This window comes from Pseudomonas putida, assembly GCF_009883635.2.
Classification (GTDB): Bacteria; Pseudomonadota; Gammaproteobacteria; order Pseudomonadales; family Pseudomonadaceae; genus Aquipseudomonas; species Aquipseudomonas putida_W.
Genome location: NZ_CP026115.2, coordinates 4,917,504 through 4,929,384 on the forward strand (window position 1 = coordinate 4,917,504; position 11,881 = coordinate 4,929,384).

Consider the following 11,881-nt stretch of genomic DNA (forward strand, 5'->3'; position numbering starts at 1 on the left):
AGTGGCACAATGATAGCGCTCAGCATACTCCTTGAAAGGATCGGATCCAAGTTCACCCGCCAGCCGGTGTCCCTCGCCCTTGTATCAAGGTGTAATGCCTTTCGGCATCGGCAGGATCTTGTAGCAAGCTTTTGCCGTGGCCACCGTCCTGTCGTCACCGTCCAGCAACATGCCTTTGGTGTAGCAATACTTGCCGCGCCGCCGATAAAGTGTGCCAATACCCTGGAGCGGGCCAGGCGAGGCGGGTAGCAGGAAGGTGGTGGACATGCGCAGGGTCACCGCCACTTCATCCTCGTCCAGCAATGCATAAATGGCGGGCCCCATGCAGTCATCGAGCATTGCGGCCAGCATGCCACCCTGGACCTTGCCGAGCGGGTTGGTGAATGACTCCGAGGCATGAAAGCGCACCTGTATCTCGCGCTTGCGCTCCTGGTAGGTATCGACGAACCAGCCGAGCAGCGTGGTGACATTGGACAGCCTGTCTTCCGCGACCCGACGCCAGAATGGGTTGTCTTTGTTCATGTGTTCAGTCCTCGTTATCCCTGTGCCCGAACCAACAGCACGCAGATGAATCCCAGGCAGCTCAAAACTGCTGGCAGTACGGCGGCCATTAGCAGTGGTGAAGCGCCAGTTCTGCGTTTGACCAGGCAGATGAAAAGGATCACGGGTAGGGTTGCCAGCAGGCAGAAACTCTGGAACAGCACCCATTGACCGAGGGGCGAGTTTTGCACGGATAGCAGGTTGAAGATGAGCGCGCCTGCGCAGGCGATGGCCAACCAGGCCCACCCAAGCAGGCGGATGATCGTGAGCAAAAGGTTTTGCATTGCCGGATCGACCTCATGCCAACTTCGACCGACGGCTTCTGCGTGGTAGGGCATGAACTGAGAGCGTGTCAGGTAGAGGACGGAGATACCGGTTATGATCGCCAATGCCAGGTAGTAGCTCAGCAGATGAAGCCAGATCAGGATGCTCATGCGCATGACCCCTCTTGATTTGTCTGACGCGATGATGGATCGCGCCAGGAAATGGGTCTACTGGCAGAAATATCAGGTGGCGGGATGATTGGGCCTAGCTCAGGGACGCCACCCATTTCCCGCCAAGCTTGCTGGTCTTCAATTGGTGCAGCGCTTCGGGCAATCCCTCGAAGGCGAACTTCCGGCGCTGCGGTGCGAGCAGCCGGCCATCGGCGACGGCATGCAGCAACTGCTCACCTGCCACGCGCAAGGCCTGGCGATCCTGCAGGCGGCCATGGGCGTGGATGCTGTTGAGCGCCACTTCATGCAGCGAGATCGCCGTGCTGAAGGCGGCCAGTGGCGCAGCTTCCTGGCGGTCCTGAATGCACACCAGATGGCCGTTGTAGCCGAGTAAATGGGCCAGGTTGCCCGCGTGGGCGCCGCTGACCGTGTCGAACACGGCATGCAGTGGGCGCTCGCCGAGGGCTGCCTGCAATCGGGCCTGCCAGTCGCCGTCGTGGTAGTCGAACACGCCGGCCACCCCGAGTGCCTTGAGCGCAGCGTGGTGGCGTTGGCCAGCTGTGGCCCAGACGCGCAGGCCGCGTTGTGCAGCCAGTTGCGCCAGATAGAAGCCCACTGCGCCGCCAGCACCAATCACCAGCACATCACGACTGGCGCCGTCGGGCACCTTGGCCAGCGCCTGCCAGGCGGTGAGGGCGGGGCATGGCACGGCGGCGGCAGCGCTGTCGTCCAGTTGGGCGGGGATGTGCATGACCAGGCTGGCGTCGAGCAGGCAGTGTTCGGCGAAGCTGCCGTCACGGGCGAGGGACTGGTGATAGGCGACGCGGGTGCCCAGCGGCAGATCCACGCCAGTGCCGGCGGCGACAACGACACCGGCACCATCGACGCCGGGCACCGTGCCATGCTGCCAGGCCGGGTGGCCCCATTCGCAGATCTTCCAGTCCACCGGGTTGAGGGCGATGGCGCGGTTGGCCACCAATACTTCGCCGGGGGCGGGTTGGGGCAAGGGCTTCTGGATGAGTTGCAGGCCGGAGAGGCCGGCGTTCGGGGTCCAGGCCCAGGCTTGATGATGGGTTGGCATGCTGCGGGTCCTTGTGAGACAGGTGTGGGCGGGAGGCTAACGGGTCTCGTCAGGGGGAAACAGGCGGGGTTGGGACAAGGTGTCTTGACTGGAAGGCAAAAAAAGGGGCTGCAAAGCAGCCCCCGATCACTCAGCCCAGGGTTTTGGCCAAGGCTTCCAGGCCACCTTCATAGATGCCCTTGAACAGTGCCTGCGCCTCGGCATCGCTGACCCCGGCCGGGGTGAACTCGCCGAACCACTCGATCAGGCTGCCCTGGCCATCGGCCTTGACCCGCAGGGTCGACAGGTAGCCGGTCACCGGGAACGGGCTGGTGAGAATCGCGTAGCTGTAGCTGCGCTGCTGCTCATCGAAGGCCATCAGGCGCTCGACGATGCTGTTGCCGTCCGGGTCTTTCAGCGAGCGCACGCGGCCGCCTTCGCTGGACAGGCTTTCAGGGATGAACGCCAGCCAGTCGGGCAGGCTGTCGAAGCCACCGATCAGGGCCCAGACGTGGTCGGGGCTGTGTTGGGTGTGCAGGGAAGCGTAGGCAGTTGCCACGGTGCAGATCTCCAGTTGGATTCAGATAGCGAGGCTGTCGACCACACCGCCGTCGACCCGCAGGGCCGCGCCGGTGGTGGCGGAGGAGTAAGGGGAGGCCAGGTACACCGCCAGGTGAGCGACTTCGTCGACCTCGGCGGCGCGCTGGATGATCGAGCTTGGCCGTGCGGTGCGCACGAAGTTATCGGCTTCTTCACGCACGCTGCGCCCGGAGGCCTTGGCGGCATCGGCCACCAGCGCGGCGACGCCGTCGGTCAGGGTCGGGCCGGGTAATACGGCATTGACCGTTACCCCAGTGCCGGCCAGGCGCTTGGCCAGGCCATGGGACACGGCCAGATTGGCGGCCTTGGTGACGCCGTAGTTGATCATGTCGGCGGGGATGGCGATGCCCGATTCGGAAGAGATGAACAGGATTCGCCCCCAGCCTTTGCTGACCATGCCAGGCGCATAGTGGCGGGCCAGGCGCACACCTGACAGCACGTTGACGTCGTAGAAACGCTCCCATTCGCTGTCGGGCACATCAAAGAAGTCGACGTCGTCGTAGATGCCCAGGTTGTTGACGAGAATGTCGGCTTGCGGGTGGGCGGCGAACAAGGTTTCGGCGCCTTCAGCGGTGCCCAGGTCGGCGACCACGCCGTGTACCTGGCCACGTCCACCCTGGGCGCGCAGTTCCGCCAGGGCAGCGTCGAGCGACTTCTGGCTTCGGCCGGCAATGACCACGTCGGCATGGGCGCGGGCCAGGCCGCGGGCGATGGCCAGACCAATACCGCCGGTCGAGCCGCTGATGATGGCGGTGCGTCCGCCGAGGTCGATGTTCATGGAATGGCTCCTGTGGATGAGTTGCATCGATGGGAGCCATCCTAGTGATGCGCTGTAAGACTGTAAAAGACTTGATTCGACTGAGTTCAGACCTGTATCGACTGATCAGGTTCTTTATCGGCCAGGGCCAGCACCCGCTCGCGGAAGATCCCCACGATCGGCCGCAGGTCCACCTGGTGCCAGGCCGCCCACAACTGCACGCAGGGCTGGAACCAGTCCAGCTGGCGCAGCACCACGCTCGGCCCGACGCTACCTGACAGGCTGCTCTGCACCATGGCCAGACCCAGGCCGGCGGACACCAGGCCGAGCACACTGAGTGGGTCGGTGGCCTCCAGCGACAGGCGCGGGGTGAAGCCTGCATCACCGCAGCGGGCGATGAAATCGTCGCGCTTGTTGACCTGGTCGGGCTGGCCGCCGGTGATTATCCATTCCTGTTCATGCAGGTCGGCCGGCGTCAGTTCGGCCTTGCTGGCCAATGGGTGCAAGGCCGGGATGGCCAGCAGCATCGGGTCATCCAGCACTGGCTGGGCGCGCAGGTCGGGGTCGTTCTTCGGGGGTGGCTCGCAGACCAGGGCGATGTCCAGGCTGCGCTGGCGCAACCCTTCGAACTGTTCGCTCGGGGTCATGTTGTACAGCGCAATGTGAATGTTTGGCCGCTCGCCACGGATCGCCCGCACTGCGCCGGGCAGTACGCCGGCATGGATGGCGTGGTTGACGTAGCCGATGCACAGGCCACCTTCTTCGCCACGGCCCAGGCGCTTGCCCAGCGACTCCAGGCGTTCGGCATGCTTGAGCAGGCCGCGCGCTTCGGCCAGGAAGGTGCGCCCGTCGTTGGTCAGGTACAGGCGCTGGTTGCGCCGCTCGAACAGCGCCAGGCCCAGGTTGTCCTCGAGCTGGGCGATCTGCCGGCTCAGAGGCGATTGAGAGATATGCAGCTGCTCGGCGGCCCGGCCAACGTTCTCGCATTCGGCGACGGCCACGAAATAGCGCAACTGACGTAGATCCTGCATGAGACCTCCAGGGACTTAACTGTGTCGAATTATGACTTGGACGGTCTTGTCTTGGGAAGCCTAGGATGCGCTCACGTCGTCGGCTGACGACCTTTCACACCTTGCTGGAGAAGATTCCATGAACCTGAAAGACCTGATCGCCAACCCTCTGGGCTTCGGTACCGCGCCACTGGGCAACATGTTCCGCAACGTGCCGCAAGACGAAGTGCAAGCCTCTGTGGATGCTGCCTGGAACAATGGCGTGCGCTACTTCGATACCGCGCCGTTCTACGGTGCCGGCCTCTCGGAAATCCGCCTGGGCAAGGCCCTGGCCCAGCGCCCACGCAATGAATACGTACTGAGCAGCAAGGTCGGCCGCGTCATCCTCGACGAACTGGAAGACCCCGCTGCCCGTAAACTGGGCGAAAAGAGCGGCCTGTTCGAGCATGGCAACCGTAACCGCATCGTCAACGACTACAGCGCCGATGCCACCCTGCGCTCGGTCGAAGACACGCTCAAGCGCATGGGCACCGACTACCTGGACATCGTCTGGATCCACGACATCGCCCAGGACTTCTACGGTGATGAATGGCTGACCCAGTTCGAGATCGCCCGCACCGGTGCCTTCCGCGTGCTCAGCCGCCTGCGTGAGGAGGGCGTGATCAAGGCCTGGGGCCTGGGGGTAAACCGCGTCGAGCCGATCGAACTGACCCTGGACCTTGAGCAAGCCCGCCCGGACGGCTTCCTGCTGGCCGGCCGTTACAGCCTGCTGGATCACGAGCGTGCCTTGCAGCGGGTGATGCCGGGTGCTCTGGCGCAAGGCCTCGGCATTGTCGTCGGTGGCCCGTACAACTCGGGTGTGATCGCCGGTGGTGACCACTACGAGTACCAGAAAGCCAGGCCCGAAATCCGCGCACGGGTGCAGCGCCTGAACGAAGTGGCGGCGCGCCATGGCGTGGACATCAAGGCCGCAGCGCTGCAGTTCTCGCTGGCCCATCCGACAGTGGCAGCGGTAATTCCCGGGGCCACCCGGCCGCAGCATGCCGACCAGGATCTGGCGGCGTTCAACGCAGTGATTCCGGCTGCCTTCTGGGCCGAGCTGCGTGAGCTGGGGCTGATTGCCCAGCATGCGCCAGTGCCCAACGCCTAATCGCGCAAGGGGAGGGCTATGCCCTCCATTCGCGGGTAAACCCGCTTGTATGGTTAGACTTGAAGGGGTGGTGGTCGTTTCAGTTGGCAAGCGTGAGCGTGGCGAGGTCTATCGCGCGGCGCAAAAGCGTTAGGCCAAGCTCTGCTGCAACGCCTCGATAAACACCTCTTCAGCCCGGCTCAACCGCTGTTCCCTGTTCCACAACAGGTGAATATCCACATCGGCAATCCCTTCCTCCGGCGGCAGCTTCCACAGCAGCCCCGCCGCTACATCCGGCGCCACCACATGCTCGGGCAGGCAGCCGATGCCGAAACCGGCAATCACCAGCCGGCGAACCTCCTCAAGGCTCGGCGATGACGCCACGATCCGTCCGGAAAATCCCTGCTGGTCGCGGAAGATGGTCAGCGGCGACAGCATGCCGCCAATCTGGTCGCTGGTAAAACTGACGAAATTCTCCCGCTGCAGATCGCCCTCGGCCTGGCCGAACAGGGCATGGTGCTTGCCGCAGAAAAACGCATAGCGCTGGCGCAGGAACAGACGCTGTTCCAGGCGTGGCTGGGGCCGGCGATTGAGGCTCAGGCCTGCCGTGGCGGTCTTTTCCTGAAGCGCGGCGACTATGTCCGAGCTGCGCATCACGTCGATTTCCAGGTCCACCCGTGGATGCTGGCGATGGAAGTCCGCCAGCAGATCATCGAACCCCTCGCTGACAATCCGGCTGATCATCAGCAAGCGCACCTTGCCCACCAGCTCGTCCGCCGGCTGTTCCAGTAATCCGCCGATCTGCGACATCTGCCCATACACCTCACCGGCCAGCTGGAACAGCTGTTCGCCCATGTCGGTGAGCACGAAACGTGGCCCGCGGCGGGCGATCAACTGGCGGCCAAGCTGTTCCTCCAGCCGCTTGAGCGCCTGGCTTACGGCCGGTTGGGTCAAGTGCAGGCGCGCGGCGGCGCGGCTGATGGACAACTCCTGGCCGATCACCCGAAAGGTGCGCAGCAGGTTCCAGTCGAGGCGGTCGTTGAGCAGGCGGTCGGACATGGCAGGCTCGATGATAAGCAGGGCTAATAGTGCGAATAATAAATAGAAAATTGACTAATCATAGCCCCGGGACGATAAATCGCAGTCAGAGCGCCGCCAGAGCGCCACCGTGACCCCGTCAACTCCTGCCAGAAAAACAAGCAAAGGAGCCAACATGAAGCCCACCGCTTCGCCCCAGCCGCGCCGTGCTGCCGCCGCCGCGTTCATCGGCACCATGATCGAGTGGTACGACTTCTACATCTACGCTACTGCCGCCGCCCTGGTGTTCGGCGCGTTGTTCTTCCCCTCCGACGACAGCCTGTTCAGCACCATGGCCGCGTTCGGCACCTTTGCCGTAGGCTTCTTCGCCCGGCCGTTGGGTGGCATCGTCTTTGGCCATGTGGGCGACCGCATCGGCCGCAAGAAGTCGCTGGTCATCACCCTGTTGATGATGGGCATCGTCACCGTGTGCATCGGCCTGCTGCCAACCTACGCGCAGATTGGCGCCGCCGCGCCGGTGCTGCTGATCATCCTGCGGGTGGTCCAGGGCATCGCGGTGGGTGGCGAGTGGGGCGGGGCGGTGCTGATGGCCGGTGAACATGCGCCCAAGGGTCGGCGCAACTTTTTCGCCTCGTTCGCCCAGCTAGGCAGCCCGGCTGGCCTGATTTTGTCGCTGCTGGCCTTTGGCGCGGTGACTCGCCTGCCCGAGGAAGACCTGATGAGCTGGGGCTGGCGCGTGCCGTTCCTGGCCAGCGCGCTGTTGCTGCTGGTGGGCCTGGCGATTCGCCTGGGGGTCAACGAGTCGCCCGAATTCATTGCCAGCCGCGAGCAGGCGGCCAGGGCCCAGCGCAAGGAGCAGGCGCCGGTACTGGAAGTGCTGCGTACCGCGTGGCGCCCGCTGCTGCTGTGCATCGGCGCCAACACCCTGGGCATCGCCGGAGTCTATTTCACCAACACCTTCATGATCAGCTACACCACCCAGCAGCTGCACTTGGAGCGCTCGTTGATCCTCGAATGCCTATTCTTTGTGGCGATCATCCAGTTCTGCGTGCAGCCCTTGGCCGCGTGGTTGTCGGAAAAGCTCGGCGCCACCCGTTTCCTGGCCCTTGTCGCAGTGCTGGCAATGGCCTCGCCATACCCGATGTTCGTGCTGGTCAGCTCCGGCCAAGGCCCGCTGATCGTGCTCGGCATCGCCTTGGCGGCGGCCTGCATGGCGTCGTTCTATGCGGTGATCGCCGGCTATGTCAGCGGCATGTTCGAAACCCGCGTGCGCTACACCGCGATTTCCCTGGCGTACCAGGTGTGCGGCGCCATCGCGGGCGGCCTGACCCCGCTGATCGGCACCTGGTTGGCCCATACGTTCACCGGCCAATGGTGGCCGATGGCAGTGTTCTACACATTGATCGCCACCATTTCGCTGGTCTGCGTGCTCGCCCTGGCGCGCCAGTACGCCCGTAGCCAGCGCCTGGAACTGGCCTGATCGATCCCCTGATTCTGGAGTACCCGCACATGTTGAAAAGCAATGGCGAACGCCTGTGGGCGAGCCTGATGGCCATGGCCGAAATCGGCGCCACCGCCCGCGGCGGCAGCTGCCGCCTGGCCCTGAGCGACGAGGACAAAGCCGGTCGCGAACTGTTCAGCCACTGGTGCCGCGAGGCCGGCCTGACGCTGAGCGTGGATGCCATCGGCAACCTGTTCGCCCGCCGCGCCGGCAGCGACCCGGCTGCTGCCCCGGTGATGATGGGAAGCCACCTCGACACCCAGCCTGAGGGCGGCCGTTTCGATGGCGTCTATGGTGTGCTGGCCGGCCTTGAGGTGGTACGCCGCCTCAACGACCTGAACATCCAGACCCGCAAGCCGCTGGAAATCGCGGTGTGGACCAACGAGGAGGGCGCCCGCTTCACCCCGGCCATGTTCGGCTCGGCGGTGTTCACCGGCACCCTGGCGCTGGACCAGGCCCTGGCCATCCGAGATGCCGACGGCATCAGTGTCGCCGACGAACTGCAGCGCACGGGTTACGCCGGTCAACGCTCATTGGGCGGCCAGGTCGATGCCTACTTCGAGGCGCATATCGAGCAAGGCCCGATCCTTGAAGACAACGCCAAGGCCATCGGCGTGGTCAGCGGTGGCCAGGCGATTCGCTGGCTGGACGTGACCGTCGAGGGCATGGCCGCCCACGCCGGCACCACGCCGATGCCGCTGCGCAAGGACGCCCTGTATGGCGCAGCGCGGATGATCCAGGCGGTCGAGCAACTGGCCGCCGATTTCGCCCCGCAAGGCCTGACCACCGTCGGTGAGCTGTCGATTGCCAAATCCTCGCGCAACACCATCCCCGGCGTGCTGCGCTTCACTGTCGACCTGCGCCACCACCGCGACGAAGCCATCGAGGCCATGGAGCGCGACCTGACCCTGAAGCTGCAGGCCATCGCCAACCAGCGCGGCCTGCAGGTGCGCATCGAGCGCCACTGGGTCAGCCCGGCCACGCCGTTCGACGCCGACTGCGTGGCCGCCGTGCAGCAGGCGGTGGACGGCCTTGGCTATGCCCAGCAGTCCATCGTCAGCGGTGCCGGCCACGACGCCATCCTGCTGGCCCGCTACTGCCCGACGGCGATGGTGTTCATCCCCTGCGTTGGCGGCCTGAGCCACAACGAAGCCGAAGACGTGCTGCCCGAGGATGCCCTCCAGGGCGTCGACGTACTGCTCAACGCCGTGCTGGCCCGCGCCGGCCAAGTCGAACAAGGAGAAGCCTGATGCGTTGCTATTTTCACCCCGAACAGCTGCTGCACCATCCACGCAGCTACTACTCGCGCGGCGCCATGCGCACCCCGCAGGAAGTCCCCGAACGCGCCCAGCGCCTGCTGCAGGCGGCCAAGGACCTGGGCTTCGAGATCTGCCAGCCCGCCGATGCCGGCCTCGCGCCGCTCAAGGCGGTGCATGGCGAGGCCTACCTTGCGTTCCTCGAAGAGGCCCATGCGCGCTGGAAGGAAGTGCCCGAGGACTGGGGCGACGAGGTGATGTCGAACATCTTCGTGCGCGAGCCCAACGCCTTGCGCGGCATCCTCGCCCAGGCTGGCCGCTACCTGGCCGATGGCAGTTGCCCGGTGGGTGAGCACACCTGGCATTCGGCGTACTGGTCGGCGCAGAGCGCGGTGGCTGCGGCCCAGGCCATTCTCGATGGTGAACCCGCAGCCTATGCGCTTTGCCGGCCGCCTGGGCACCATGCGCGGTTCGATGCGGCGGGTGGGTTTTGCTACATCAACAATGCCGCCGTGGCGGCCCAGGCCCTGCGCAGCCGTTACAGCCGGGTGGCGATTCTTGATACCGACATGCACCACGGGCAGGGGATTCAGGAGATCTTCTACGAGCGTAGCGACGTGCTTTACGTGTCGACCCATGGTGATCCGACCAACTTCTACCCAGGGGTGGCCGGGTTCGAGGACGAGCGCGGCAGTGGTGCGGGGGAGGGGTATAACCTCAACCTGCCGATGGCCCATGGGGCCAGCGAGGCGGATTTCATGGGGCAGCTGGAGATTGCGCTGGATGCAGTGAAGGACTTTGGGGCCGAGGTGCTGGTGTTGTCGCTCGGGTTCGATATCTACGAGCTGGATCCGCAGAGCAAGGTGGCGGTGACGATGGCAGGGTTTGCGGCGCTGGGCGAGCGGATTCGGGCGTTGCGGTTGCCTTGTGTGATTGTGCAGGAGGGGGGGTATCACCTGGAGAGTCTGGAAGTGAATGCTCGGGCGTTTTTTGGACAGTAATAGTTGTAACAGTGAGGGGGCTTGCTACTTACGCACCCCCTTTCTTTTTTAGAGCAAGTGTTTTGATAAGCAAAAGTTTGAGGCATGCTCAGGGATTGTCTGGGAAGCTCAATGTAAATCTCGAAATGTCATGTGCTCTAATGTAGAGTTTTCCATTGCGTGATAATTGTAATTCGCCAAAAACTAGTACGTATGCACCCGCCAATTCTTCCGTGTCCTCGAAAGGGAAACGAGCTAAAAAATCATCAGACTGCTCATCGCCTACAACGATGCTGACGTTGTCCCTACCGCCAGTGTTCAACCAAAGGCTAGGAGGGTCGTCCCTTGATAATGCTGCATCTGCGATGATGCCCCAGTAGCCGCGATACTGATCTTCATGCTCCTCCTGAACATCTGAGAATGGTACGAAAAAATTTCTAACTCTGAATTCACCCTCAGGCATGGCAATCAGTTGGTCAGAGATTCTAAAGTCTTCGCTATGTATAAGGTTTCGAAGAATTGTACTCAGCCTTCGATGCATAACGGCACCTCGTCTGCCGTTCCCTCCTCGATATCTGCCCCCTCGGCCCCCCGGATCTGCTGGTTCAAGAGGATCAGGATTAACTCGCGGATTGGCACCATAGTCGAAATCTACTTCGATTCTTTCTCCGAGATTAACAAGCTCTTCTTGGCCGGCTCCCATGGCTCCTCCACGGCGGGCTTCGGCTGCAGCCATGGCGCAATTTTCGGCGTGGGGGCGAGCTCCAAAGCATGCGGCCTGACCGCTTCGGGACTCTCTTCTGTAAAATCCTGGGCCAGCACATTCAGGGCATACCAAGTGCCTTCTGTAGTGGCCTACCAGCTGATTGCCTAAGGATTCAAACGCAGGTATGTCATAGTTTCGATTGTCGATGGTGCAGCGTGCTACATCCATGTGTACCCCCGCAGATATCAAATAGTGTGTAATTGATATCATCTTGAGCAGCTTTATCGCAACCACGCGGGTTTCCGTTGGGCCAGCTGTGCACGGGAGGCTTTCGGGCCTGCCGGGTTCACCATACGCCTGGTTTTCCACCCCGTGTGCAGCTGTCACCCTAATGTGTGGAAACGGACGGGTGACAGATCATCAGTATGGTGTCGATATGAAAAAGCTCGTTCCAGATCCACCTCACACTTTCGGTCATCCGGGTGACAGATCCCTGTCCCGCGCAATCAGCGATGACATCGTTCCCATGGAATATGTGCTGCTGAATGTCTCCAATTACCTGACCTTCGCTTATAGCGACAGTCGCCGGGCGCTTGAGCGTGTCGAGGATGAAGAGACTCGGCAGTTGTTGCTGCATGGGCTAAGGGCGATACAGATTGCCTGGGGGCAGGCGGATGCGCTTGCTTCGGCGTTGGAGCGCAAGGGAGGGCGGGGGATTGCATAACGGCTGAGAGGTGTTTGTCACGACATCTTCAGCGCCTGTGAAACCGAGCGCCGCCCGCGCGGCGCATCGCGAGCTGCGCTCGCTCCTACGTTTGTTTAGGGCCAATTATTCCTGGGGGATTTGCGCGCGAACGCCTTGGCGCATGG

General features: G+C 63.0%; 13 protein-coding genes. 5 read left to right on the forward strand and 8 right to left on the reverse strand.

The window, feature by feature from the left end:
* Window positions 1-84 precede the first annotated feature (84 nt).
* The 6 genes from C2H86_RS22550 to C2H86_RS22575 form a co-directional block, all read right to left on the reverse strand.
* A complete protein-coding gene (locus C2H86_RS22550; RefSeq protein WP_159409899.1) occupies window positions 85-522 on the reverse strand; it encodes a PaaI family thioesterase in 438 nt (145 codons plus the stop codon).
* Window positions 523-536: 14 nt separating this feature from the next.
* The gene (locus C2H86_RS22555; protein WP_159409900.1) at window positions 537-974 is read right to left on the reverse strand and encodes a hypothetical protein; all 438 of its coding nucleotides are present in this window, start codon (window positions 972-974) and stop codon (window positions 537-539) included.
* A 94-nt stretch (window positions 975-1,068) separates the two neighbouring features.
* Entirely contained in the window at window positions 1,069-2,055 is a 987-nt protein-coding gene (locus tag C2H86_RS22560) for a zinc-binding dehydrogenase (protein ID WP_159409901.1), read from the reverse strand.
* 130 nt (window positions 2,056-2,185) lie between these two features.
* Window positions 2,186-2,593, reverse strand: a complete 408-nt coding sequence (locus tag C2H86_RS22565; RefSeq protein ID WP_159409902.1) for an SRPBCC family protein — start codon at window positions 2,591-2,593, stop codon at window positions 2,186-2,188.
* Window positions 2,594-2,614: 21 nt separating this feature from the next.
* Entirely contained in the window at window positions 2,615-3,412 is a 798-nt protein-coding gene (locus tag C2H86_RS22570; protein ID WP_159409903.1) for an SDR family NAD(P)-dependent oxidoreductase, read from the reverse strand.
* Window positions 3,413-3,498: 86 nt separating this feature from the next.
* Window positions 3,499-4,422: a LysR family transcriptional regulator gene (locus C2H86_RS22575; RefSeq protein ID WP_159409904.1), complete on the reverse strand. Its 924-nt coding sequence runs from the start codon at window positions 4,420-4,422 to the stop codon at window positions 3,499-3,501.
* A gap of 118 nt (window positions 4,423-4,540) precedes the next feature.
* Between C2H86_RS22575 and C2H86_RS22580 the strand changes: the two genes are divergently transcribed.
* Entirely contained in the window at window positions 4,541-5,551 is a 1,011-nt protein-coding gene (locus tag C2H86_RS22580; protein ID WP_159409905.1) for an aldo/keto reductase, read from the forward strand.
* A 129-nt stretch (window positions 5,552-5,680) separates the two neighbouring features.
* Here the strand turns inward: C2H86_RS22580 and C2H86_RS22585 are convergent, their stop codons facing one another.
* Complete coding sequence (locus tag C2H86_RS22585; protein ID WP_159409906.1) at window positions 5,681-6,589, reverse strand: LysR family transcriptional regulator; 909 nt, start codon at window positions 6,587-6,589, stop codon at window positions 5,681-5,683.
* 154 nt (window positions 6,590-6,743) lie between these two features.
* Between C2H86_RS22585 and C2H86_RS22590 the strand changes: the two genes are divergently transcribed.
* From C2H86_RS22590 to C2H86_RS22600, 3 genes are read left to right on the forward strand one after another with little or no spacing between them, the layout of a single operon-like run.
* Entirely contained in the window at window positions 6,744-8,048 is a 1,305-nt protein-coding gene (locus C2H86_RS22590; protein ID WP_159409907.1) for an MFS transporter, read from the forward strand.
* A 29-nt stretch (window positions 8,049-8,077) separates the two neighbouring features.
* Window positions 8,078-9,319: a Zn-dependent hydrolase gene (locus C2H86_RS22595; protein WP_159409908.1), complete on the forward strand. Its 1,242-nt coding sequence runs from the start codon at window positions 8,078-8,080 to the stop codon at window positions 9,317-9,319.
* Complete coding sequence (locus C2H86_RS22600; RefSeq protein ID WP_159409909.1) at window positions 9,319-10,326, forward strand: histone deacetylase family protein; 1,008 nt, start codon at window positions 9,319-9,321, stop codon at window positions 10,324-10,326. The genes C2H86_RS22595 and C2H86_RS22600 overlap by 1 nt, the downstream gene beginning before the upstream one ends.
* An 88-nt stretch (window positions 10,327-10,414) precedes the next feature.
* Here C2H86_RS22600 and C2H86_RS22605 read toward each other — a convergent pair whose 3' ends face one another.
* A complete protein-coding gene (locus C2H86_RS22605; RefSeq protein WP_159409910.1) occupies window positions 10,415-11,041 on the reverse strand; it encodes a hypothetical protein in 627 nt (208 codons plus the stop codon).
* Window positions 11,042-11,447: 406 nt separating this feature from the next.
* Here C2H86_RS22605 and C2H86_RS22610 point away from each other — a divergent pair, with 406 nt between their 5' ends.
* Window positions 11,448-11,735: a hypothetical protein gene (locus C2H86_RS22610; protein WP_159409911.1), complete on the forward strand. Its 288-nt coding sequence runs from the start codon at window positions 11,448-11,450 to the stop codon at window positions 11,733-11,735.
* Window positions 11,736-11,881 lie beyond the last annotated feature (146 nt).